The sequence below is a fragment of the Pseudomonas sp. MDT1-17 genome (genome assembly GCF_054898105.1).
Window position 1 is genome coordinate 4,736,879 of sequence record NZ_JBUBVM010000001.1, and the last position, 22,362, is coordinate 4,759,240.

21 protein-coding genes, 2 tRNA genes and 3 rRNA genes are annotated in these 22,362 nt (G+C 57.3%); 14 read left to right on the plus strand and 12 right to left on the minus strand.

What is annotated here, in order from left to right; genetic code table 11:
* Positions 1-79 precede the first annotated feature (79 nt).
* The 5 genes from rrf to ACYZTX_RS21975 all read right to left on the minus strand — a co-directional run bounded on the left by rrf (position 80) and on the right by ACYZTX_RS21975 (position 5,377).
* Positions 80-195: ribosomal RNA gene (gene rrf, locus ACYZTX_RS21955) — 5S ribosomal RNA — on the minus strand.
* 155 nt (positions 196-350) lie between these two features.
* Positions 351-3,242, minus strand: a 23S ribosomal RNA gene (locus ACYZTX_RS21960).
* 251 nt (positions 3,243-3,493) lie between these two features.
* A tRNA-Ala gene (locus tag ACYZTX_RS21965) sits at positions 3,494-3,569 on the minus strand.
* Positions 3,570-3,599: 30 nt separating this feature from the next.
* Positions 3,600-3,676, minus strand: a tRNA-Ile gene (locus ACYZTX_RS21970).
* Between the two features lie 162 nt (positions 3,677-3,838).
* Positions 3,839-5,377, minus strand: a 16S ribosomal RNA gene (locus tag ACYZTX_RS21975).
* The 16S, 23S and 5S rRNA genes sit together here with 2 tRNA genes alongside, the layout of an rRNA operon.
* A 659-nt stretch (positions 5,378-6,036) precedes the next feature.
* Here ACYZTX_RS21975 and rhtA point away from each other — a divergent pair.
* Positions 6,037-6,924, plus strand: a complete 888-nt coding sequence (rhtA, locus tag ACYZTX_RS21980; RefSeq protein ID WP_462035821.1) for a threonine/homoserine exporter RhtA — start codon at positions 6,037-6,039, stop codon at positions 6,922-6,924.
* A gap of 174 nt (positions 6,925-7,098) precedes the next feature.
* A complete protein-coding gene (locus tag ACYZTX_RS21985) occupies positions 7,099-7,380 on the plus strand; it encodes a hypothetical protein (protein ID WP_008156219.1) in 282 nt (93 codons plus the stop codon).
* A gap of 15 nt (positions 7,381-7,395) precedes the next feature.
* Here the strand turns inward: ACYZTX_RS21985 and ACYZTX_RS21990 are convergent, their stop codons facing one another.
* Complete coding sequence (locus ACYZTX_RS21990; RefSeq protein ID WP_462035822.1) at positions 7,396-7,956, minus strand: TetR/AcrR family transcriptional regulator; 561 nt, start codon at positions 7,954-7,956, stop codon at positions 7,396-7,398.
* A 92-nt stretch (positions 7,957-8,048) separates the two neighbouring features.
* On the opposite strand from ACYZTX_RS21990, the gene ACYZTX_RS21995 reads away from it, so the two are divergent.
* Together ACYZTX_RS21995 and ACYZTX_RS22000 are read left to right on the plus strand one after the other, a co-directional pair.
* Positions 8,049-8,777: an SDR family oxidoreductase gene (locus ACYZTX_RS21995; RefSeq protein ID WP_462035823.1), complete on the plus strand. Its 729-nt coding sequence runs from the start codon at positions 8,049-8,051 to the stop codon at positions 8,775-8,777.
* 33 nt (positions 8,778-8,810) lie between these two features.
* Positions 8,811-9,401: a 2-hydroxychromene-2-carboxylate isomerase gene (locus tag ACYZTX_RS22000; protein WP_462035824.1), complete on the plus strand. Its 591-nt coding sequence runs from the start codon at positions 8,811-8,813 to the stop codon at positions 9,399-9,401.
* A 54-nt stretch (positions 9,402-9,455) separates the two neighbouring features.
* On the opposite strand, the gene ACYZTX_RS22005 is transcribed toward ACYZTX_RS22000, so the two are convergent.
* The 5 genes from ACYZTX_RS22005 to ACYZTX_RS22025 form a co-directional block, all read right to left on the minus strand.
* Positions 9,456-11,264 carry an aminopeptidase P family protein gene (locus tag ACYZTX_RS22005; protein ID WP_462035825.1) on the minus strand — a complete coding sequence of 603 codons (1,809 nt, stop codon included), beginning with the start codon at positions 11,262-11,264 and terminating at the stop codon, positions 9,456-9,458.
* Positions 11,265-11,329: 65 nt separating this feature from the next.
* Complete coding sequence (locus tag ACYZTX_RS22010; protein ID WP_462035826.1) at positions 11,330-12,487, minus strand: cysteine desulfurase family protein; 1,158 nt, start codon at positions 12,485-12,487, stop codon at positions 11,330-11,332.
* A 203-nt stretch (positions 12,488-12,690) separates the two neighbouring features.
* On the minus strand, positions 12,691-13,305 hold the full coding sequence (locus ACYZTX_RS22015) for a LysE family translocator (RefSeq protein WP_462035827.1): 615 nt from the start codon (positions 13,303-13,305) through the stop codon (positions 12,691-12,693).
* A 94-nt stretch (positions 13,306-13,399) separates the two neighbouring features.
* Positions 13,400-13,669 (minus strand): hypothetical protein, encoded by a 270-nt coding sequence (locus tag ACYZTX_RS22020; protein WP_462035828.1) that lies wholly within the window; start codon positions 13,667-13,669, stop codon positions 13,400-13,402.
* A gap of 221 nt (positions 13,670-13,890) precedes the next feature.
* A complete protein-coding gene (locus tag ACYZTX_RS22025; protein ID WP_192410921.1) occupies positions 13,891-14,256 on the minus strand; it encodes an antibiotic biosynthesis monooxygenase in 366 nt (121 codons plus the stop codon).
* A 95-nt stretch (positions 14,257-14,351) separates the two neighbouring features.
* Between ACYZTX_RS22025 and soxR the strand changes: the two genes are divergently transcribed.
* The 10 genes from soxR to ACYZTX_RS22075 all read left to right on the plus strand — a co-directional run bounded on the left by soxR (position 14,352) and on the right by ACYZTX_RS22075 (position 21,960).
* Positions 14,352-14,798 carry a redox-sensitive transcriptional activator SoxR gene (gene soxR / locus ACYZTX_RS22030; RefSeq protein ID WP_462035829.1) on the plus strand — a complete coding sequence of 149 codons (447 nt, stop codon included), beginning with the start codon at positions 14,352-14,354 and terminating at the stop codon, positions 14,796-14,798.
* A gap of 128 nt (positions 14,799-14,926) precedes the next feature.
* Positions 14,927-15,385 (plus strand): VOC family protein, encoded by a 459-nt coding sequence (locus ACYZTX_RS22035; RefSeq protein WP_449644178.1) that lies wholly within the window; start codon positions 14,927-14,929, stop codon positions 15,383-15,385.
* 332 nt (positions 15,386-15,717) lie between these two features.
* On the plus strand, positions 15,718-16,917 hold the full coding sequence (locus ACYZTX_RS22040) for a PepSY-associated TM helix domain-containing protein (RefSeq protein WP_462035830.1): 1,200 nt from the start codon (positions 15,718-15,720) through the stop codon (positions 16,915-16,917).
* Positions 16,914-17,456 carry a thiamine pyrophosphate-binding protein gene (locus ACYZTX_RS22045; protein WP_462035831.1) on the plus strand — a complete coding sequence of 181 codons (543 nt, stop codon included), beginning with the start codon at positions 16,914-16,916 and terminating at the stop codon, positions 17,454-17,456. Before ACYZTX_RS22040 ends, ACYZTX_RS22045 begins: the two co-directional genes overlap by 4 nt.
* The gene (locus ACYZTX_RS22050; protein WP_462035832.1) at positions 17,453-17,782 is read left to right on the plus strand and encodes a hypothetical protein; all 330 of its coding nucleotides are present in this window, start codon (positions 17,453-17,455) and stop codon (positions 17,780-17,782) included. The genes ACYZTX_RS22045 and ACYZTX_RS22050 overlap by 4 nt, the downstream gene beginning before the upstream one ends.
* Positions 17,779-18,351, plus strand: coding sequence for a DUF6162 family protein (locus tag ACYZTX_RS22055; RefSeq protein WP_462035833.1), 573 nt, complete (start codon positions 17,779-17,781; stop codon positions 18,349-18,351). The genes ACYZTX_RS22050 and ACYZTX_RS22055 overlap by 4 nt, the downstream gene beginning before the upstream one ends.
* Before the next feature lie 35 nt (positions 18,352-18,386).
* Positions 18,387-19,316 carry a metal ABC transporter substrate-binding protein gene (locus tag ACYZTX_RS22060; protein WP_462035834.1) on the plus strand — a complete coding sequence of 310 codons (930 nt, stop codon included), beginning with the start codon at positions 18,387-18,389 and terminating at the stop codon, positions 19,314-19,316.
* Positions 19,317-19,390: 74 nt separating this feature from the next.
* Positions 19,391-20,149, plus strand: coding sequence for a metal ABC transporter ATP-binding protein (locus ACYZTX_RS22065; protein ID WP_462037093.1), 759 nt, complete (start codon positions 19,391-19,393; stop codon positions 20,147-20,149).
* Entirely contained in the window at positions 20,149-21,048 is a 900-nt protein-coding gene (locus ACYZTX_RS22070) for a metal ABC transporter permease (protein WP_462035835.1), read from the plus strand. Before ACYZTX_RS22065 ends, ACYZTX_RS22070 begins: the two co-directional genes overlap by 1 nt.
* Entirely contained in the window at positions 21,049-21,960 is a 912-nt protein-coding gene (locus ACYZTX_RS22075; RefSeq protein ID WP_462035836.1) for a metal ABC transporter substrate-binding protein, read from the plus strand.
* A 163-nt stretch (positions 21,961-22,123) separates the two neighbouring features.
* Here ACYZTX_RS22075 and ACYZTX_RS22080 read toward each other — a convergent pair whose 3' ends face one another.
* Complete coding sequence (locus tag ACYZTX_RS22080; protein ID WP_461969733.1) at positions 22,124-22,351, minus strand: MbtH family protein; 228 nt, start codon at positions 22,349-22,351, stop codon at positions 22,124-22,126.
* Between the last annotated feature and the right edge of the window lie 11 nt (positions 22,352-22,362).

A 22,362-nucleotide genomic window follows, 5' to 3' on the forward strand; every position in this document is an offset into this window, starting at 1 on the left:
CCGGTATTGCTGTGAGAACTTTCCTGCGGACAAAACAAAACCCCTACCTGCATACGCAGATAGGGGTTTCGGAATTTAATCTTGACGATGACCTACTCTCACATGGGGAAACCCCACACTACCATCGGCGATGCATCGTTTCACTGCTGAGTTCGGGATGGGATCAGGTGGTTCCAATGCTCTATGGTCGTCAAGAAATTCGGTAGCCAGGTCGTGGGCCTTTTCAGGTTCACGCTCCAGCGAATGGGTAGGCGATAGATTTGTGTGTTGCCTTGCGAATTTTCGACTGGTGTCGTCTTCACACACCGCAATCTGGCCTCTTTCGAGTTCACAAATTGCTTGGGTGTTATATGGTCAAGCCTCACGGGCAATTAGTATTGGTTAGCTCAACGCCTCACAGCGCTTACACACCCAACCTATCAACGTCGTAGTCTTCGACGGCCCTTCAGGGGACTCAAGGTCCCAGTGAGATCTCATCTTGAGGCTAGTTTCCCGCTTAGATGCTTTCAGCGGTTATCTATTCCGAACATAGCTACCCGGCAATGCCACTGGCGTGACAACCGGAACACCAGAGGTTCGTCCACTCCGGTCCTCTCGTACTAGGAGCAGCCCCTCTCAAATCTCAAACGTCCACGGCAGATAGGGACCGAACTGTCTCACGACGTTCTAAACCCAGCTCGCGTACCACTTTAAATGGCGAACAGCCATACCCTTGGGACCGGCTTCAGCCCCAGGATGTGATGAGCCGACATCGAGGTGCCAAACACCGCCGTCGATATGAACTCTTGGGCGGTATCAGCCTGTTATCCCCGGAGTACCTTTTATCCGTTGAGCGATGGCCCTTCCATACAGAACCACCGGATCACTAAGACCTACTTTCGTACCTGCTCGACGTGTCTGTCTCGCAGTCAAGCGCGCTTTTGCCTTTATACTCTACGACCGATTTCCGACCGGTCTGAGCGCACCTTCGTACTCCTCCGTTACTCTTTAGGAGGAGACCGCCCCAGTCAAACTACCCACCATACACTGTCCTCGATCCGGATAACGGACCTGAGTTAGAACCTCAAAGTTGCCAGGGTGGTATTTCAAGGTTGGCTCCACGCGAACTGGCGTCCACGCTTCAAAGCCTCCCACCTATCCTACACAAGCAAATTCAAAGTCCAGTGCAAAGCTATAGTAAAGGTTCACGGGGTCTTTCCGTCTAGCCGCGGATACACTGCATCTTCACAGCGATTTCAATTTCACTGAGTCTCGGGTGGAGACAGCGCCGCCATCGTTACGCCATTCGTGCAGGTCGGAACTTACCCGACAAGGAATTTCGCTACCTTAGGACCGTTATAGTTACGGCCGCCGTTTACCGGGGCTTCGATCAAGAGCTTCGCGTTAGCTAACCCCATCAATTAACCTTCCGGCACCGGGCAGGCGTCACACCCTATACGTCCACTTTCGTGTTTGCAGAGTGCTGTGTTTTTAATAAACAGTCGCAGCGGCCTGGTATCTTCGACCGGCATGGGCTTACGCAGTAAATGCTTCACCCTCACCGGCGCACCTTCTCCCGAAGTTACGGTGCCATTTTGCCTAGTTCCTTCACCCGAGTTCTCTCAAGCGCCTTGGTATTCTCTACCCAACCACCTGTGTCGGTTTGGGGTACGGTTCCTGGTTACCTGAAGCTTAGAAGCTTTTCTTGGAAGCATGGCATCAACCACTTCGTCACCCAAAGGGTAACTCGTCATCAGCTCTCGGCCTTAGAATCCCGGATTTACCTAAGATTCCAGCCTACCACCTTAAACTTGGACAACCAACGCCAAGCTGGCCTAGCCTTCTCCGTCCCTCCATCGCAATAACCAGAAGTACAGGAATATTAACCTGTTTTCCATCGACTACGCTTTTCAGCCTCGCCTTAGGGACCGACTAACCCTGCGTCGATTAACGTTGCGCAGGAAACCTTGGTCTTTCGGCGTGGGTGTTTTTCACACCCATTGTCGTTACTCATGTCAGCATTCGCACTTCTGATACCTCCAGCAAGCTTCTCAACTCACCTTCACAGGCTTACAGAACGCTCCTCTACCGCATCACCTAAGTGATACCCGTAGCTTCGGTGTATGGTTTGAGCCCCGTTACATCTTCCGCGCAGGCCGACTCGACTAGTGAGCTATTACGCTTTCTTTAAAGGGTGGCTGCTTCTAAGCCAACCTCCTAGCTGTCTAAGCCTTCCCACATCGTTTCCCACTTAACCATAACTTTGGGACCTTAGCTGACGGTCTGGGTTGTTTCCCTTTTCACGACGGACGTTAGCACCCGCCGTGTGTCTCCCATGCTCGGCACTTGTAGGTATTCGGAGTTTGCATCGGTTTGGTAAGTCGGGATGACCCCCTAGCCGAAACAGTGCTCTACCCCCTACAGTGATACATGAGGCGCTACCTAAATAGCTTTCGAGGAGAACCAGCTATCTCCGAGCTTGATTAGCCTTTCACTCCGATCCACAGGTCATCCGCTAACTTTTCAACGGTAGTCGGTTCGGTCCTCCAGTTAGTGTTACCCAACCTTCAACCTGCCCATGGATAGATCGCCCGGTTTCGGGTCTACTCCCAGCGACTAGACGCCCTATTAAGACTCGCTTTCGCTACGCCTCCCCTATTCGGTTAAGCTCGCCACTGAAAATAAGTCGCTGACCCATTATACAAAAGGTACGCAGTCACCCAACAAAGTGGGCTCCCACTGCTTGTACGCATACGGTTTCAGGATCTATTTCACTCCCCTCTCCGGGGTTCTTTTCGCCTTTCCCTCACGGTACTAGTTCACTATCGGTCAGTCAGTAGTATTTAGCCTTGGAGGATGGTCCCCCCATATTCAGACAAAGTTTCTCGTGCTCCGTCCTACTCGATTTCATGACTAAGAGATTTTCGCGTACAGGGCTATCACCCACTATGGCCGTACTTTCCAGAACGTTCCGCTAATCTCAAAGCCACTTAAGGGCTAGTCCCCGTTCGCTCGCCACTACTAAGGGAATCTCGGTTGATTTCTTTTCCTCAGGGTACTTAGATGTTTCAGTTCCCCTGGTTCGCCTCTTAAGCCTATGTATTCAGCTTAAGATAACCATCTTATGATGGCTGGGTTCCCCCATTCAGACATCTCCGGATCAAAGTCTGTTTGCCGACTCCCCGAAGCTTTTCGCAGGCTACCACGTCTTTCATCGCCTCTGACTGCCAAGGCATCCACCGTATGCGCTTCTTCACTTGACCATATAACCCCAAGCAATCTGGTTATACTATGAAGACGACATTCGCCGAAAATTCGCATTCTTACTCATTAAGAGCAACTCACAAATTTTACCTTAGCCTGATCCGTTACCAGTGAAAGTAACGTCCAGTCTATCTTTCTATCACATACCCAAATTTTTAAAGAACGATCTAGCCAAAGACTAGAAATCAACATTCACCATCATCACGATGGAATGCTCATTTCTAAGCTTTCAACAAACAGAAGCAGTTAGTGGTGGAGCCAAACGGGATCGAACCGTTGACCTCCTGCGTGCAAGGCAGGCGCTCTCCCAGCTGAGCTATGGCCCCGTATTTCTACAGGCGTTTCCCACACAAAATTGGTGGGTCTGGGCAGATTCGAACTGCCGACCTCACCCTTATCAGGGGTGCGCTCTAACCAACTGAGCTACAGACCCAATTTCGAGCTATAAGGCCGACCTCACCCTGCTCTCTACCACAAAGCATGGGGTGCGCTCTAACCAACCAAGCTACAACCCGTCAGGGCTGCTTCTTTATCGTCTTCTTCAATGAATCAAGCAATTCGTGTGGGAGCTTATGGAGCAGCTGATGTCGTCGATTAAGGAGGTGATCCAGCCGCAGGTTCCCCTACGGCTACCTTGTTACGACTTCACCCCAGTCATGAATCACACCGTGGTAACCGTCCTCCCGAAGGTTAGACTAGCTACTTCTGGTGCAACCCACTCCCATGGTGTGACGGGCGGTGTGTACAAGGCCCGGGAACGTATTCACCGCGACATTCTGATTCGCGATTACTAGCGATTCCGACTTCACGCAGTCGAGTTGCAGACTGCGATCCGGACTACGATCGGTTTTCTGGGATTAGCTCCACCTCGCGGCTTGGCAACCCTCTGTACCGACCATTGTAGCACGTGTGTAGCCCAGGCCGTAAGGGCCATGATGACTTGACGTCATCCCCACCTTCCTCCGGTTTGTCACCGGCAGTCTCCTTAGAGTGCCCACCATGACGTGCTGGTAACTAAGGACAAGGGTTGCGCTCGTTACGGGACTTAACCCAACATCTCACGACACGAGCTGACGACAGCCATGCAGCACCTGTCTCAATGTTCCCGAAGGCACCAATCCATCTCTGGAAAGTTCATTGGATGTCAAGGCCTGGTAAGGTTCTTCGCGTTGCTTCGAATTAAACCACATGCTCCACCGCTTGTGCGGGCCCCCGTCAATTCATTTGAGTTTTAACCTTGCGGCCGTACTCCCCAGGCGGTCAACTTAATGCGTTAGCTGCGCCACTAAGAGCTCAAGGCTCCCAACGGCTAGTTGACATCGTTTACGGCGTGGACTACCAGGGTATCTAATCCTGTTTGCTCCCCACGCTTTCGCACCTCAGTGTCAGTATCAGTCCAGGTGGTCGCCTTCGCCACTGGTGTTCCTTCCTATATCTACGCATTTCACCGCTACACAGGAAATTCCACCACCCTCTACCATACTCTAGCTCGACAGTTTTGAATGCAGTTCCCAGGTTGAGCCCGGGGATTTCACATCCAACTTAACGAACCACCTACGCGCGCTTTACGCCCAGTAATTCCGATTAACGCTTGCACCCTCTGTATTACCGCGGCTGCTGGCACAGAGTTAGCCGGTGCTTATTCTGTCGGTAACGTCAAAACAGCAAAGTATTAATTTACTGCCCTTCCTCCCAACTTAAAGTGCTTTACAATCCGAAGACCTTCTTCACACACGCGGCATGGCTGGATCAGGCTTTCGCCCATTGTCCAATATTCCCCACTGCTGCCTCCCGTAGGAGTCTGGACCGTGTCTCAGTTCCAGTGTGACTGATCATCCTCTCAGACCAGTTACGGATCGTCGCCTTGGTGAGCCATTACCTCACCAACTAGCTAATCCGACCTAGGCTCATCTGATAGCGCAAGGCCCGAAGGTCCCCTGCTTTCTCCCGTAGGACGTATGCGGTATTAGCGTCCGTTTCCGAGCGTTATCCCCCACTACCAGGCAGATTCCTAGGCATTACTCACCCGTCCGCCGCTCGCCACCAGGTACAAGTACCCGTGCTGCCGCTCGACTTGCATGTGTTAGGCCTGCCGCCAGCGTTCAATCTGAGCCATGATCAAACTCTTCAGTTCAAACATCTTTGGGTTTTTAAGAAACCCTAAACTTGGCTCAGCAATCGTTGGTTACATCTTTGATTTCTCGCGGAGTAACTTGTGATGCTGATAATCTTGTTGACTATCAGTCTGACTCCACAAGCACCCACACGAATTGCTTGATTCAGTTGTTAAAGAGCGGTTGGTTAAGATCTTTCGTCTCAACCGAGGCGCGCATTCTACAGCAGCCTCTGTTGCTGTCAAGCGGTTATCTTAAGAAGTTTTCAAAGTTTCCTCTGCAACTTCAACCACTTGCGCTTCCGATCTCTCGTTAGCGGGAGGCGAATTCTACAGCGTTACTCGCTGCTGTCAACACCTCTTTTACACCGCTTTCGACCGAGAAGATCGAACCGTTAAAAGAGCCACACAACCCTGCTCTCTCAACTCCTTCTGGGCTTCGATGACCTGAAGCAACTCGCTGTCGAAAACTGCGTAACTCATTGTTTACCAAGGAGTTTTCCGTTTCGACTGCGCCGGAAGTGGGGCGAATTATAGACTTCCAGAATCTGCCGTCAACCCTTAATTACGCTTTTCTATAAGGATGTTCAAAATCGCTGCTATATATAGACTGCTCGCAACGAATGCGCAGTATATTGCCCAACAACATTCTCGCTTTCTACTTCGGAAGATGCCACGCAATGAATGACCAGCCCCGCAGCCTTGCCTCGACTCTGTTTTCGGTTGGCCTGCTATTGATAGCCATGGCATCGATCCAGTCGGGAGCGTCCCTTGCTAAAAGTATGTTCCCCGTTATCGGCGCGCAAGGGACCACCACCCTTCGACTGATCTTCGCCAGCGTGATCATGATGCTGATACTGCGCCCCTGGCGCGCGAAGCTCACCGCAAAATCCCTGCGCACCGTCATCGTCTACGGGATGGCGTTAGGCGGCATGAACTTCCTCTTCTATATGTCCTTGCAAACCGTCCCACTGGGTATCGCGGTTGCACTGGAATTCACCGGCCCACTGGCGGTTGCCATCTTTGCGTCACGTCGCGCGATCGACTTTTTGTGGATCGCCCTGGCTGCCATCGGTTTGCTGCTGTTAATACCTACGGGAGAAACGACGACGGGAATCGATCTGGTAGGCGCCGGCTATGCATTGGGCGCGGGTGTCTGCTGGGCGGTGTACATTCTGTTCGGCCAGAAGGCCGGCGCCGACAATGGCGTACAGACCGCGGCACTGGGGGTGATGATTGCGGCACTTTTTGTCGCCCCTATCGGCATCGTCCATGCTGGCGCCGCGCTGCTCACTCCCTCACTGATCCCCGTGGCCATCGCTGTCGCCATTCTGTCCACCGCCGTGCCCTACACGCTGGAGATGATCGCCCTCACCCGAATCCCAACCCGGACATTCGGCACGTTGATGAGCATTGAACCAGCTATCGGCGCACTGTCAGGCCTGTTGTTTCTCCATGAATACCTCTCACTGTCACAATGGATGGCCATCATGTGCATCATTCTGGCTTCCGTGGGCGCGACCATGACGATGGGGAGTGCGGTAAAGCCTGCGGTCGTTGCAGATTGAGACAGGATTTTACGAGGGTCTGGTATTTGCCGCGCAATTAGGCCATGTTTAGGCCCGTAAACCAGTGTCAGACATGGATTTTTCAGATAGGGATATCAGAACGCTTCAAGCGAAAGCGAAAGCGAAAGCAGCCAGACCCGGGCGCAAAGATCCGGGGACGCTATAAGGACAGCAATGAAACGAATTTTGATCCTGATCGCCGTACTTGCGGTTGCGGGCTGCGCGGCGACATCGAAAACCCAAGTTAAACACGGCAAGAGAGGGCTGCATATCAACTGTTCCGGGCTCTCGTCATCATGGGACAAGTGCTACACCAGCGCCGCCAACTCGTGCGCCCCCAAAGGTTACAAGGTCATCGCCAAGTCGGGGGACGCCGTGGAGGAACCAGGCGACTACCCGTTCGGCCTCAACCCTGCCGGCTATACCAGTCGCAGCATGATCGTCATCTGCAAATAGGTTGATACCGCCTTGTCAGGTTCGTGGACCTGCAATCTGGCGGCCAATCTCATCGTAACTGGACTTCAAGACCACGCGCTGGATGTCTGGCGTGGCCAGCATTCGTGCCACGACCATCGCACCGATACATTGCGACAGAATCGCCCATGCCAGACTGTCGCTTTCCAGAACCCGCGCCCAACTCTGCTGAAGCCGACAAATCCAGTTCTCCGCCTGCTGACGAATCATCACGTCTGAACGGGCAATCTCAGCCCCCAATGCTGGCAAAGCACAACCGGATTCCGGGTGCTCGACATGGGACATGCTCAGGTAGTGTTTCAGGCAACGCGTGAACTTTTCGCGATTCTGGTCCGCCCCTAAACGCTCCAGGCTTTGGCACAGCTCACGCTCAACGATTGAGGCGAACAGCTCATCCTTCGATGAAAAGTGACTGTAGAAAGCCCCGCCACTCAAGCCGATCGCCTTCATCAAACCGTCGACACCTACCGTTGAAAAACCCGACTTCTTGGCGGACACCGCGCTGCTTTCAAGTAGCTTCTCTTTGGTTTCCAGTTTGTGATTGGCCGAGTAACGCATTGCCTTGCCCTCAGGATTGATCGCCTTGACGCTTGCCGAATCGTAGCATAACGTTCGTTTAGTTAACGATCGTTTAGCAAAGGGATCTACCTATGAATAACAAGAAGGTCGTACTGGTTGTAGGCGCAGGGGATGCCACAGGCGGCGCAATTGCGAAACGCTTTGCGCAGGAAGGATATGTGGCGTGTGTTACCCGCCGCAGCGCGGACAAACTCCAGCCGCTGGTGGATGCCATCAAGGCCGATGGCGGCGAAGCCCACGGTTTTGCCTGTGATGCGCGCAAGGAAGAGGACGTGATTGCGCTGGTCGAACAGATCGAAAGCCAGGTTGGCCCGATCGAAGCGTTCGTTTTCAACATCGGCGCCAACGTGCCTTGCAGCATTCTCGAAGAAACTGCGCGCAAATATTTCAAGATCTGGGAAATGGCCTGCTTCTCAGGCTTTCTCAATGCTCGTGAAGTGGCCAAGCGCATGGCCAAGCGTCAACGCGGCACTATCCTGTTCACCGGTGCCACCGCAGGCATGCGTGGTGCAGCAGGGTTTGCGGCGTTTGCCGGCGCCAAACACGGGATTCGCGCCCTGGCGCAAAGCATGGCTCGAGAACTGGGACCGATGAACATTCACGTCGCCCACGTTGTCGTCGACGGTGCCATCGATACCGATTTTATCCGCGAGAGTTTCCCCGAGAAGTACGCGACCAAGGAGCAGGACGGCATTCTCAATCCTGAGCACATCGCCGATAACTATTGGTTCCTGCACAGCCAGCCCCGTGACGCATGGACCTTCGAGCTGGACCTGCGTCCCTGGAACGAACGCTGGTAACCCCCCTAAAATAATAAGCAGAGCACATCGACCATGAGCAAAACCGTGGAATTCTATTTCGACCTCGGCAGCCCCGCCACCTACCTGGCTTATACCCAACTGCCGAAGATCTGCGAGCAGACCGACAGCCAACTGATCTACAAGCCGATGTTGCTGGGCGGGGTCTTCAAAGCCACCGGCAACGCTTCACCGGCAACCATCCCGGCCAAGGGCCGTTACATGTTTCAGGACCTGGACCGTTACGCCAAGCGCTACGGCGTGCCGCTGAAGTTCAATCCGCGCTTCCCTATCAACACCCTGATGCTGATGCGCGCCGTCACTGGCATGCAGTTGCGCCATCCTGAACGCTTTCAGGCGTTCATCGATTGCCTGTTTCACGCCCTTTGGGTTGAAGGCCGCGACCTCGATGATCCGGCGACTGTCGCGACAGTTCTGACACAGAACGGTTTCGATCCAAATGAGGTGCTGGCCATGACTGCCGATGAGGAAGTCAAAGCCACTCTCAAGGACAACACAGAAACAGCCGTGCAACGGGGTGTATTCGGTGCCCCGAGCATGTTTGTCGATAATCAGTTGTTCTTCGGTCAGGATCGCCTGGACTTCGTCCTTGAAGCCCTGAGTTAACTTTCGTCGACTACATGAGCCAGGCGCTTGAAGAAGCGCCTGAACTCCAACCGATCAAATAGCCGCAGTGCGGGTGTTCAACCACTCTAGGGCTGCACCTTCGAGCAACGGGCTCAAGCGCTCGCGCACCTCGGCGTGGTAGGCGTTGAACCACTGTTTTTCGTCATCTGTCAGCAGTGACGGCTCCAGGCAACGAGTGTCGATCGGGCACAACGTCAGGGTTTCGAATTTCAGAAACTCACCGAATTCGCTTTTGCCCGCCTCGCGGTTCAACACCAGATTCTCGATCCGCACACCCCAGCGTCCTGGACGGTAAGTGCCCGGCTCGATGGAGGTGATCATGCCCGGCTGCATTGCAGTTTGTGGCGCGGCGGCAGCTTGGTAGGCGATGACCTGCGGGCCCTCGTGCACGTTGAGGAAGTAACCGACGCCATGACCGGTGCCGTGACCGTAATCAACGCTTTCCGCCCAGATCGGCGCGCGGGCAATCGAATCGAGCAGCGGCGAAAGAATGCCACGAGGGAATTGCGCACGGGACAGTGCAATCACGCCTTTGAGCACGCGCGTGCAATCGCGCGTCTGCTCATCGGTCGGCGTCCCGACCGGCACCATCCGGGTGATATCGGTGGTACCACCCAGGTACTGGCCGCCGGAGTCGATCAACAACAGACCGTCACCCTCGATCACCGCGTGTTCTTCTTCGGTGGCGTGGTAGTGCGGCATTGCACCATTGGCGTTGAACGCGGCAATGGTGTTGAAGCTCAGCGATACATACCCCGGACGTCGGGTACGCGCCGCCGTCAGGTGTTCGTCGATGGTCAGTTCGGTGATGCGCTCACGGCCCAACGCCGTGTCCAGCCAGGTGAAAAATTCGCACAACGCCGCGCCGTCCTGCTCCATCGCCTGACGAATGTGCTCGGCATCGGCCAGGCTTTTTTGCGACTTGGCCAACGTCGTCGGGTTCAGGCCTTCGACCAGCTTCACGCCGCTATCCAGGTTATCCAGCAAGCCGGCGGTGACGCGCGCCGGATCGACTTGCAGACTCGCCCCGCTCGGTACGGCGCGCAAGGCGGCGGCCACTTCGCTGTAGTCGCGCAAGGTTACGCCGTCCTGTTCGAGGACTGCGCGCAGCTCGGTATCGACCTTGCTCAGCGCCACGAACAGGGTTGCCTGCTGCTGGCTGATCAAGGCAAAGGAAACAAACACCGGGTTGAACGACACGTCGCCGCCGCGCAAGTTGAACAGCCAGGCAATGTCATCGAGGGTGGCGATGAAGTGCCAGTCGGCACCGCGATCTTTCAAAACCTCACGCAGCTTGGCCAGTTTCTCGCCGCGGCTGACAGTCGCCTGAGGCGGCAGGTGTTGATAGATCGGCTCATTCGGCAGCGTCGGACGATCGCTCCAGACTCCGCTCAACACATCGATGTCGGTGCGCAGACGTGCGCCGCGTTCTTCGAGCTTGCCGCCCAACGTACGCGCCGAAGCCACGGCCATCACTGCACCATCTACCGCGACAACGCCGCCTTCAGGGGTTTGCTCGGCCAACCAGTCCAGCGGGCCGGGTTGACCCGGTTGCAGCTTGACCAGTTCGATGCCGCTGCCCTTGAGTTCCTTGGTCGCTTGTTCCCAATAACGGCTGTCGGCCCAGACACCGGCAAAGTCCGGCGTAACGATCAGCGTGCCGACCGAGCCATGGAACCCCGACAACCATTGCCGCCCTTGCCAGTAACCCGGCAGGTATTCCGAAAGATGCGGGTCGGCCGACGGCACCAGCAGAGCGTGAATGCCCTCCCGGCTCATCAGCTCGCGGGTTTGCGCCAGGCGTTGTGGCACCGATCCATTGATCGAAGGCTGCGTACTCATCATGTCTCCTGCTAATCACTTCATCATTATTGTTGAGTACCGATCAATGCCGGCACTTTCAGACCTTATTGCCAAAATGCCGGAGCACTGACGCAGGCCGCATTAATCAGGTGTACCGCTTGGTCGATGTCCTGCTCGGTGGTGAACCGGCCGAGACTCAAGCGAATGGTGCGACCCGCCGAGCGGGCGTCATGCCCCAGGGCCAGCAGCACATGGGAGGGAGCATTGCTGGCGGAGTTGCAGGCCGAGGTCGCGGAAAACGCAATCGAATGGCTCAGCGCCGCAGCGTTGAACTCGCCTTCGTTGAAGGTCAGGCTCAGGGTATGGGGAATGCGTTGGGTCGGGCTGCCATTGAGACAAACCCCGGGAATGCTCAGCAGTTGCTTAAGCAAGCGTTCACGCAGACGCACGATCGTGGCTTTCTCTTCATCGAACGAGGCGGCCGCCAACGCGAAAGCCACACCCATGGCGGCGATCTGGTGAGTCGCCAGGGTGCCGGAACGCAAACCGCCCTCGTGACCACCGCCGTGGATCTGCGCCTGCAAGCGCTGTTGCGCCCGAGGCCCGACGTACAGCGCGCCGATACCTTTGGGGCCATATAGTTTGTGGGCGGAAAACGACATCAGATCCACCGGCCACTTGGCCAGATCGATCGCCACTTTTCCCGCGCCCTGGGCTGCGTCAACATGGAACAACGCATCGCGATCACGCACTACCTGACCGATGGCCGGGATGTCGTTGAGGGTGCCCAGCTCGTTGTTGACCAGCATCAGCGACACCAGAAAGGTGTCTTCGCGCATCGCTTCGCTGACCGCTTGCGGGGTAATCAAACCCTCGGTGTCAGGCACCAGATAAGTCACCGCAACACCGGCGTCCTGCAACTGCTTCGCCGTGTCGAGAATCGCTTTGTGTTCGATCTGGCTGGTGATGATGTGGCCGCCAGAAACGCCGCGGGCCTGGGCCACGCCCTTGAGGGCAAGGTTGTTCGATTCGGTGGCGCCGGAGGTCCAGACGATCTGTTGCGCCTGAGCGCCGACCAGTTCGGCGACCTGGCGCCGCGCTTGCTCGACCGATTGCCGGGCCTGTTGACCGAACGCATGGGAGCTGGACGCCGGATTGCCGAAATTGCCGGTAAAACCCAGACACTCGACCATCACCTTGATGACTCGCTCATCTACCGGCGTGGTGGCGGCGTAGTCGAAATACAACGGACGTTTATTCATAAAAGACTCGCAGAGCGTGTTCCGGGATCAGGAAGCTCGTCACTGAAACGTCAAGCGCAGCCTCGTGAGCTGCGCCGATCGTCCAGAGCGTTAGAAATACCTGATCGGAGGCCGTTAAAGAAGAACAACTTCATTTAAAAGTGCGTAGGAACGCTCCTGAAGTCGAGCTTAACAGGCATCGGGCAACCGGTTGAAGCAATGCGTCAGTCAAAGCTTTCGAGCAACAACGGATACAGCGAAGCCACCAGCAGCAAGGCCATGCCCCAGTTGAACAGCCGCAACCAGCGACGATCCTTCAGCACGTTACGCAACAACGTGCCGCAACCTGCCCAGACGCTAACGCTCGGCAGGTTGATCAAGGCGAACACGGCCGCAATCACGATCACGTTGGTGAAGTAGCCCTGCATTGGCGTGTAGGTGCTGATGGCACCGATGGCCATGATCCAGGCCTTGGGATTGACCCACTGAAACGCAGCGGCGCCCAAATAGCTGATCGGCTTACTCTCGCCCTTTTCACTATCGCCAACCGCTCCCGAACGGGCAATTTTCCACGCCAGGTACAACAAATACGCCGCGCCGACGTAACGCAGAACGCTGTAGAGCAACGGATAGGTTTGAAACACGGCGCCCAAACCGAAACCCACTGCCACCACGAGCACGAAGAAGCCACAGGTGATGCCAAGCATGTGGGGAATGGTGCGGTTAAAGCCGAAGTTCACACCCGATGCCAGCAACATTGTGTTGTTGGGGCCGGGAGTAATCGAGGTGACGAGTGCAAACAGGGCGAAACCCAGCAGCAAATCTAGCGAGAGCGTCATGGCAGCGGTCCATCAGGTCAGTCAGGTGTTGACCCTATCGCACGCCTTGAGGGAAACCCATGGACAGTTAGGTAAAACTTCGACCAGTACAGTCTCAGCTAGGACGACCGTGAAGCTGTACAGCACGTTCGGCGTTCATTTCGCCTTGCTTGTCGAAACTGAACGACTTTTGCGGTTGGCCGAGCAATTCGGCTTTCTTCGCGTGGTACTCCTCGAAAGACAGACCGCGGCGATTCAAGTCCTCAAGCGCCAGCTCCCTGGTTTCTTCTGCGGTGTAGGGCCGTAATTCCGGGGAAACATGGCTGGCACATCCGGCGAGAACGGAGACTGCAAGCAGCAAGAAAGTGGCGATTAGAGGTTTCATGGTTGGCGTCCTGGCAACTGGGTTCGGGGCAATGAACACAGGCTACGCCGGGCATCCGGTCAGCAGAAATCAACGCTCTCGATAGTGGCTATCGACTTTGGCTAACGCCGCTCAGGCAGACCATTTTGTAGTCCAAAATTATCTATAAATCGGCGAGCTGGCGGCGAACAAGCGCCGCCCACGGAACACCTCCAGGGCGAGCGCGTCATCCAGCTGTCGATCTAACCCACCAGATTGCAATGCAGCGCGTTGTCGTGGCTGCGTTCCAGACTGTGCAGCACCTGGAACGAGCCGAAGGTCACGGTTTTTGCCTGATGGGCGCGGATCAGCTGCCAGAAATCCTGCTCGCCGCTTTCAAAGCTTTGAAACGCGGCTTCTCCCGCCTCGCGTGTTTGCCATTGCAGGTAGTTGAGCACTCGCCGGCCATCGTCGCTGGCCTGGATGCTGGCACTTAGAAAACCGCTGTAGCCCTGGGCGAGGCGCTCGGTCTGTTTCGACAAGGCCGACACCAGTGCGGGCTGTTGATGAGGTTCGATCTCGAATTCGATCAGCTGGGTGAAACTGCGATTTTTCTCTGACGCTTGCATGAATAGTCCCCACTTACGTGTAAGCCGGATCTTGCGATCCGAAGGCCTGCAGGGTAAAACCTTGAGTTAACTAGAGGTCAAGAGGCATTTATTAAATGATCACCTCGGAAAATCTGCACAAGGAACTCACCGTCGGCCAATTGGCTGCGCGCAGCGGCGTCGCGGTCACGGCGCTGCACTTTTACGAGTCCAAGGGTTTGATCAAAAGCGATCGCAACCAAGGCAACCAGCGCCGTTATCCACGGGAAGTGTTGAGACGGGTGGCGTTGATCAAAGTGGCCCAGCGATTGGGCATTCCGTTGGCGGAGATTGGCCAGGCGCTCAAGTCCCTGCCGGATAACCGCGCCCCGACGGCGGCGGACTGGAAGGTGTTGTCGGCGCAGTGGAGTCGGGATCTGGACGAGCGGATCAATCAACTCGTGCTGCTGCGGGACCGGCTCAATGGCTGCATTGGGTGTGGGTGTCTGTCGATGGAGGCGTGTCCGTTGCGCAATTTTGGCGATGTGTTGGGGGAGCAAGGGCCCGGGGCGCAGCTGCTTTAAAGATATTTGAACAGTGATTACTGCTCGTCGGGGGTTCGGTTGAGTGAAAAACGCTGACCTATAGTTATTCGACCGGAAATCGGCGCAGGAACACTTCTTCACTCACGACAAGAACAGGGAGAACCATCATGAGCGTCAAACCCATTCCAGAGGGTTATCACAGCATCACCCCGTATCTGGGCATTCAAAAAGCGGCCGAAGCCATCGAGTTCTACAAGAAAGCCTTTGGTGCCACCGAAGTCATGCGCCTGTCCATGCCCGATGGCGGCATCGGGCATGCCGAACTGCGCATCGGCGATTGCCCGATCATGCTCGGTACGCCTTGCGATCAGGGCCCGTTGAGCAATCCGGACACGTCGCCCTCCGTGGGCCTGCATCTGTATGTGAACGATGTGGACACGTCTTATAAACAGGCGATTGCAGCGGGCGGCACGGTGGTGTCCGAGGTCAAGGATCAGTTTTATGGCGACCGCTCGGGGACTTTGAAGGATCCCTATGGGCATCTGTGGTTTCTGGCCACGCGCAAGGAAGATCTGACTCAGGAGCAGATTGAGCAGCGGGCGAAGGAGATGTTCAGCCAAGGTTAACCACCACATTTGTGGCGTGTTGGTTCGACACACCGCGACCTCTAGTGAATAAAAAACCTGTGGGAGCGGGCTTGCTCGCGAAGGCTTAGGCACATCCAGCAGTGATGTGACTGACAGACCGCTTTCGCGAGCAAGCCCGCTCCCACAGGGTTATGTGCACAAAGAAACACGAAACATTTTCTTTCACATCCCCGTTCGGGATTTCGAATGCTCATCCGTCTTATTTAGATGCAGTCGGCCCGCGTAGGCAAAAGCCACGGCCTGGCTTTCATGGACCTCATCGCTGGGAAGCCCGCAGCTGAGACCCTCTCATCGAAACAAGACCTTTAATCATGTCGAAGAAATCCCGTTCAAAACTCTGGTTTCTGGTCCATAGCTGGCTCGCGTTGCCGATCTGGTTTTTCGTGCTGATCGTCTGCGTGACCGGCACCCTGGCGGTGGTCAGTCAGGAAATCGCCTGGCTGGCCAACCCGCAAATGCGCGCCAGCCAACCCTCGGACGATGCACCGCTGCTCAGCTATGACCAGATCATTGCCGCGATCAAAAAGGCCGAGCCCAACACACTGGTCGAGGCCATCAGCCGGCCCGATGAATCGCACTTCGCCCTCGACGTGGAGGTCAGCTACCCCGACGGGCGATCCGTGACGGTCTACGTCAACCCTTACAGCGGCATCATTCAGGGCACTGCCCCGCAGTTCAATTTCAAGGCGTTTACCCGCGCATTGCATGGCTGGTGGCTGGTGCCGTTCACCAACGGCTACAGCTGGGGCTGGTACCTGGTGTCGTTTCTCAGCCTGCCATTGCTGGCTTCGCTGGTCACCGGGCTGGTGGTCTACAAGCGCTTCTGGAAAGGTTTCTTCCGCCCGACTTTGCGCATTCGTCACGGTGCACGGATTTTCTGGGGCGACTTTCACCGCCTCAGCGGCATCTGGTCGATCTGGTTCATCGCGGTGATTTCCGTCACCAGCACCTGGTTCCTGATTCAGGCGTTCATGTTCGATAACCAGATCTCGATCAGCACCGCGCCAGTCGCTGCCGTGGTTCCGCGTGAAAGTGTCCCGCTGACGGCCGATGGTTCGCCAGCGCCGATGATCAGCCTGGAGACGGCCATTCTTGAAGCCAAGGAACGTATTCCCGGCCTGGACGACAGCTTCGTCAGCCTGCCCGCCAACGCCTACAGCTACCTTTCGGTGGGCGGACGCAGTTGGTATCCGCTGATGTTCCAGACCGCCGACATCAACCCGTATACCGGTGAAATCGCCGCCACCCGTTTGTTGTCGGACCGTTCCGGCCTGGAACTGGTGACCGAATCCATGCGTCCGCTGCACACCGGTGATTTCGGCGGGATCTGGATCAAACTGATCTGGTTCTTCTTCGGCCTGGTCCTCAGCATGATGGTCCTCAGCGGTCTGCTGATCTGGACCAAGCGCACTGCCCTGGCCACGGCCAACGCCCTCAAGCGCAGCCATAAACGCCCGCGCAGTCAGACTGCTCCGGCCACCCGCAGTGAAGCCACGGAGGTCAGCCAATGAGCCTGTTCGCCGCAGAAAAACCGGCTTCGACAGTCAGCCGTTTCTGGCACAAATGGCGCTTCCACATCAACGTTCTGCTGTTGCTGGTGCCGCTCGGGTTCATGCCCAAATACTTCGCCGACGCCGCACTGTTTCGCGGTGACACCGGCCTGGGTGAGCGGGAAATCGGCGAGGTTCAGGTCGGTCCCTGGAGCCTGCGACTGGCCGAGTTGCGTAACGAAGCGCCGACGCTCGATGGCCCGGCCGGCTACATGAAGAACTTCAACGCGGCGCTGTGCGACCGCTGTCGTGATCAGGTCAAGGCCACTTACCTGCGCATTGGCAAACCACGCAGCCTGCGCGCGGCCGGGGTGATTTTCTTTGGCACGCCGTACCGCATGGGCGCGATGCTGCCGATCCCGGAGAAGACCAAAGCCGACGCCGAGCTGTGGATCACCATGGAAGGCTGGGACGGCGCCATGCATCAAGCCTCTATCCCCCTGAGCCAGGCATCCCCGGCCACCCTCGCCTGGCTGAACCAACAAGGAGGCAAACCATGATCAACGTTATACGTCCTCTCAGCGCCGCGCTGCTGGTGCTCTGCACCGGTTTCAGCCCCAGCGCCCTGGCCCACAACCCGATGTGCGAATGCAAAGCCATCGACGCCGAGCAGATCCAATGCACCGGCGGTTTCTCCGACGGCAGCGGCGCACCGGGGGTGACCCTCGACGTGATCGGCTACGACGAAACCATCCTCGTGCCGGGCAAGCTCGGTGCCGATTCGACCCTGACCTTCAAGAAGCCCGGCGCCGAGTTCTACGTGCTGTTCGATGCCGGCCCCGGCCACGTTGTCGAGATCGACCAAGCGGACATCGAAGCCCCATGAGTATGCCAACCACGCACGTCGTCCGTCCGGCCGGTGCCGGCCATGAAACCCTCTATGTGTTGCTGTTGTGCCTGATGATCCTGGCGGTGGCCGGCTCGGTAGTCGCCTGGCGCGGTGAGTCTCAGGAAGTCAGCAGCGTTGGCAGCAATCAACTGGATGCCCGCCGTGACTTGAGCGCGTCCGAGCAAGGCATCTACGCCGACCTGCGGGTGACGCTCGATGAAATTCACCTGCTACGTCAGGAGCAACAGGCGCTCCCCGCCCCCGCAGCTCTTGCCGATGAGGGTTTTGCGCCGTTCGCCCAGGACGCCAGTTCCGTCAGCCGTGGCGCTCATGCCTGGCAATTGCTCGACGACAAGGCTTACTTCGGCCAGAGCCAGACGCCCACCGTGGCGGGTTCGTTTCTGATGCGCTTGACCGCTGACGACGATGCGCCGGACGTCTGGCTCAACCGCGGCAAAGCCCTCGCGGCCCCAACCGACCTGACTGACGCCGCGCTCGAAAGCGCCGGCTGGCAGCAGATCGTTGCGCAATTCGATACCGGCGTCACCCGCCAGCACCGGCACTGAACCCTCGCCTTCACCCGAGAGAAGACCGCTTTCCCATGCCTATTTCATCTCAACGTCGTCCGCTTTTGCGCCTGCTGCTGATCGGCCTGTTTGCCTGTCTGCTGACACCACTGGCCAGTGCCGACGAGACCAAACGCTTGCGTATCGGCATCACCCTGCACCCTTATTACAGCTACGTGGCGAACATCGTCGGTGACAAGGCCGAGGTGGTGCCGCTGATTCCGGCCGGTTTCAACCCGCACGCCTACGAGCCCCGCGCCGAGGACATCAAGCGCATCAGCGGGCTGGACGTGATCGTGCTCAACGGCGTCGGTCATGACGACTTCGCCGACCGCATGATCGCCGCCAGCGAAACCCCGAACATTCCCGTGATCGAAGCCAACGAAAACGTACCGTTGCTGGCCGCCACCGGCGTCGCCGCGCGCGGCGCCGGCAAGGTCGTAAACCCACACACGTTCCTGTCGATCAGCGCCTCGATTGCCCAGGTCAACAACATCGCCCGGCAACTGGGCAAGCTCGACCCGGCCAACGCCAAGACCTACACCCAGAACGCCCGCGCCTATGGCAAGCGCCTGAGGCAGATGCGCGCCGACGCCCTGGCAAAACTGACCCAGGCGCCGAACGCCGAACTGCGAGTGGCCACTGTCCACGCGGCGTACGACTATCTACTGCGCGAGTTCGGCCTGGAAGTGACCGCTGTGGTCGAACCGGCCCACGGCATCGAACCGAGCCCGAGCCAGCTGAAAAAAACCATCGATCAATTGCGGGAACTGGACGTGAAGGTGATCTTCTCCGAGATGGATTTCCCGTCCACCTACGTCGACACCATCCAGCGAGAATCCGGTGTGAAGCTGTACCCGCTGTCGCACATTTCCTATGGTGAATACACCGCCGACAAATATGAAAAGGAAATGACCGGCAACCTCAACACCGTGGTCCGGGCGATTCAGGAGTCCGGCCAATGACGGCTCAAGTAACCATCAGCGAATCCCCTGTGGGAGCGGGCTTGCTCGCGAAGAGGGAGTGTCAGTCGACCTCAATGTTGACTGACCCACCGCTTTCGCGAGCAAGCCCGCTCCCACAGGTTTCGGGTCCGACCCTTGATTTCGCCGACGTCAGTTTGACGCTGGGCCGCACGATGATCCTCGACAACGTCACGTTCCAGGTCCAGCCCGGCAGCGTGCATGCGCTGGTCGGCCCCAACGGTGGCGGCAAAAGTTCACTGATCAAGACTCTGCTCGGGCAGATGCCCCATCAGGGCAGTCTGAGTCTGCAATGGCCCGGCACACCGGGAACCATCGGCTACGTGCCTCAAGCCTTGGAATTCGATCGGGGTTTGCCGATGACCGTCGATGATTTCATGGCGGCCATGTGTCAGCGCCGTCCGGCGTTCCTCGGCTTGAGCAAACACTACGCAGCCGCTATTGGCGAAGCCCTGGAACGGGTCGGCATGCAGGACAAACGCAAGCGGCGCATGGGTGCGTTGTCTGGCGGTGAACGGCAACGGGTATTGCTGGCTCAGGGTCTGATTCCAGCGCCGCAGTTGCTGGTGCTCGACGAGCCGATGTCGGCGCTCGATGAGGCCGGTATTCAGGTGTTCGAACGGCTGCTCGGCGACTGGCGCCAGAGCGGGATCACCGTGCTGTGGATCGAACATGACCTGGAAGCGGTTGGACGGCTGGCGGATCGCGTCACCGGGCTCAATCGTCGGGTGCTGTTCGATGCCACGCCGAAACAGGCACTGACGCCGGAGCGATTATTGACTCTGTTTTCGACCCATCCACGGAGCGCTGCCTGATGAGTTACGAAGCCTTTCGATTGATGGTTCAGGGCTGGGCCTCGTCGGGTTACCTGCCCGAGGCGCTCGCCTACGGATTTGTGGTCAACGCGCTGCTCGCCGGCTTGCTGATCGGTCCGGTGTTGGGCGGTTTGGGTACGTTGGTGGTGGTCAAGCGCTTCGCGTTTTTCTCCGAAGCGGTGGGCCACGCGGCGTTGACCGGCGTGGCCATCGGCATTCTGCTGGGCGAACCTTACACCGGGCCTTATGGCAGCCTGTTCGGCTACTGCTTGTTGTTTGGCATCTTGCTGAACTACCTGCGCAACCGCACGGGTCTGGCGCCGGATACGTTGATCGGTGTGTTCCTCTCGGTGTCGTTGGCATTGGGTGCCAGTCTGCTGCTGATTCTGGCGGGCAAGATCAACGTGCACATCCTCGAAAACGTGCTGTTCGGTTCGGTGCTGACGGTGAACGGCAATGACCTGTTGGTGTTGGCCATCGTCGGTTCGCTGGTCATGGGGCTGGCCTTGCCGTTGTACAACCGCATCGTGCTGGCCAGTTTCAACCCGCAACTGGCGTCGGTCCGCGGTGTGGCGGTGAAGACCCTGGATTACCTGTTTGTGATTCTGGTGACGCTGATCACCGTGGCGGCGGTGAAAGTCATCGGCGCGATTCTGGTCGGTGCCTTGTTGGTAATTCCAGCGGCGGCGGCGCGCTTGCTCAGCCAGTCGCTCAAGGGCTTCTTCTGGTGCTCGGTGCTGATCGCCACCGTCAGTACGCTGTGCGGGATCCTCGCACCGATTGTGTTCGACCTGCCTATCCCGTCCGGCGCCGCGATCATTCTGGTGGCCGGCATCGCCTTCGCTCTCGCTGCCATTGCGCGTGGCGTCGTCCCAAGCCTGAAAGGGAATCTCGGATAAATGTCATTTTCTCTGCGTCAACTGAGCCTGGCCGTAGCCCTGTGTGGTCTGGTCAATACAGCCTTTGCGGCTGACAGCGTCAAACCGCTGCGCGTACTGGCGTCCTTGCCGATCACTTACGGGCTCGGCGAAGTCCTGCTCAAAGGCACCGACATTAGCCTTGAACGTGCTGCGCCAGCCAACCTGCCCGGCAGTCGTCAGACCGCGTACTTCACGGGTCGTGGCGCTCCGGCGCTGGCCAGACTGGCGACCGATGCCGATGCGGTGATCGGCCTGCGCTCGCTGTGGGCGGATGACCCGCTGTACCCGATCTCCCGGCGTAGCAACATCCGTATCGTTGAAGTCGATGCCGCGCGCCCGGTGGATGGCGCCCTGCCCGGCATCGCCGTGCAGCCTGGCAACAAGGTCGATGGGTTGAACAGTCAGCCGTGGTTTTCCAGCAACAACATGGGGCGAATGGCGGACGTGATAGCGGCGGACCTGGTGCGTCTGGCGCCCGAGGCCAAGCCGAAAATCGAGGCCAACCTGGCGGCGCTCAAACAGCGCTTGCTCAAGTTCAGCGCTGACAGCGAAGCGCGGTTGGCCAGCGCCGACAACCTCAGCGTGATGAGCCTGAGTGACCACTTTGGCTATCTGATTGGCGGCCTCAACCTGGAGCTGATCGGTCTCGATGCACGGCCGGATGCCGAGTGGACACCTGAAGCACTCAAGCAATTGGGCGCGACGCTCAAGGACAATGACGTGGCGGTGGTGTTGCATCATCGACAGCCCTCGGATGCGCTGAAAACGGTGATTGCCGACGCGGGTAGCCGGTTGGTGGTGTTGAGTGTGGACGCGGCGGATCCGGTGGCCGAGCTGGAGGGGAATGTGGATTTGCTGATCAAGGGATTGAGCGGTAAGCCATCAGCCTAAGATCAAAAGATCGCAGCCTCGTTTCACTCGACAGCTCCTACAGGTTTCCACAGATCCCTTGTAGGAGCTGTCGAGTGAAACGAGGCTGCGATCTTTTGATGTTCCACATACAAAAAAACCCGCTGACCTTACCGGCTCAGCGGGCTTCTTTTTGCGCGGTGACTTAGTGCGCCACGGCCGCCTGTTCTTCCATTTTCTGACGCAGGCTCAAAGGACGCATGTCAGTCCAGGTTTCTTCGATGTAGGCCAGGCAGTCCTTTTTCAGGCCGCTCTTGCCCACGGTGCGCCAGCCTGCAGGCACGGCTTTGTAATCGGGCCAGATCGAGTATTGCTCTTCGTGGTTGACCACGACCTGAAAGAGGATGTCCTCGCGGTCGAATACTGAAGTCATGGTGTTTCTCC

Excerpts from the sequence above, each read along its gene's own strand:
- rhtA (WP_462035821.1), top strand. The coding sequence starts at position 6,037 with ATGAATGACCAGCCCCGCAGCCTTGCCTCGACTCTGTTTTCGGTTGGC.
- ACYZTX_RS21985 (WP_008156219.1), top strand. The coding sequence starts at position 7,099 with ATGAAACGAATTTTGATCCTGATCGCCGTACTTGCGGTTGCGGGCTGC.
- ACYZTX_RS21990 (WP_462035822.1), bottom strand. The coding sequence starts at position 7,956 with ATGCGTTACTCGGCCAATCACAAACTGGAAACCAAAGAGAAGCTACTT.
- ACYZTX_RS21995 (WP_462035823.1), top strand. The coding sequence starts at position 8,049 with ATGAATAACAAGAAGGTCGTACTGGTTGTAGGCGCAGGGGATGCCACA.
- ACYZTX_RS22000 (WP_462035824.1), top strand. The coding sequence starts at position 8,811 with ATGAGCAAAACCGTGGAATTCTATTTCGACCTCGGCAGCCCCGCCACC.
- ACYZTX_RS22005 (WP_462035825.1), bottom strand. The coding sequence starts at position 11,264 with ATGAGTACGCAGCCTTCGATCAATGGATCGGTGCCACAACGCCTGGCG.
- ACYZTX_RS22010 (WP_462035826.1), bottom strand. The coding sequence starts at position 12,487 with ATGAATAAACGTCCGTTGTATTTCGACTACGCCGCCACCACGCCGGTA.
- ACYZTX_RS22015 (WP_462035827.1), bottom strand. The coding sequence starts at position 13,305 with ATGACGCTCTCGCTAGATTTGCTGCTGGGTTTCGCCCTGTTTGCACTC.
- ACYZTX_RS22020 (WP_462035828.1), bottom strand. The coding sequence starts at position 13,669 with ATGAAACCTCTAATCGCCACTTTCTTGCTGCTTGCAGTCTCCGTTCTC.
- ACYZTX_RS22025 (WP_192410921.1), bottom strand. The coding sequence starts at position 14,256 with ATGCAAGCGTCAGAGAAAAATCGCAGTTTCACCCAGCTGATCGAATTC.
- soxR (WP_462035829.1), top strand. The coding sequence starts at position 14,352 with ATGATCACCTCGGAAAATCTGCACAAGGAACTCACCGTCGGCCAATTG.
- ACYZTX_RS22035 (WP_449644178.1), top strand. The coding sequence starts at position 14,927 with ATGAGCGTCAAACCCATTCCAGAGGGTTATCACAGCATCACCCCGTAT.
- ACYZTX_RS22040 (WP_462035830.1), top strand. The coding sequence starts at position 15,718 with ATGTCGAAGAAATCCCGTTCAAAACTCTGGTTTCTGGTCCATAGCTGG.
- ACYZTX_RS22045 (WP_462035831.1), top strand. The coding sequence starts at position 16,914 with ATGAGCCTGTTCGCCGCAGAAAAACCGGCTTCGACAGTCAGCCGTTTC.
- ACYZTX_RS22050 (WP_462035832.1), top strand. The coding sequence starts at position 17,453 with ATGATCAACGTTATACGTCCTCTCAGCGCCGCGCTGCTGGTGCTCTGC.
- ACYZTX_RS22055 (WP_462035833.1), top strand. The coding sequence starts at position 17,779 with ATGAGTATGCCAACCACGCACGTCGTCCGTCCGGCCGGTGCCGGCCAT.
- ACYZTX_RS22060 (WP_462035834.1), top strand. The coding sequence starts at position 18,387 with ATGCCTATTTCATCTCAACGTCGTCCGCTTTTGCGCCTGCTGCTGATC.
- ACYZTX_RS22065 (WP_462037093.1), top strand. The coding sequence starts at position 19,391 with ATGTTGACTGACCCACCGCTTTCGCGAGCAAGCCCGCTCCCACAGGTT.
- ACYZTX_RS22070 (WP_462035835.1), top strand. The coding sequence starts at position 20,149 with ATGAGTTACGAAGCCTTTCGATTGATGGTTCAGGGCTGGGCCTCGTCG.
- ACYZTX_RS22075 (WP_462035836.1), top strand. The coding sequence starts at position 21,049 with ATGTCATTTTCTCTGCGTCAACTGAGCCTGGCCGTAGCCCTGTGTGGT.
- ACYZTX_RS22080 (WP_461969733.1), bottom strand. The coding sequence starts at position 22,351 with ATGACTTCAGTATTCGACCGCGAGGACATCCTCTTTCAGGTCGTGGTC.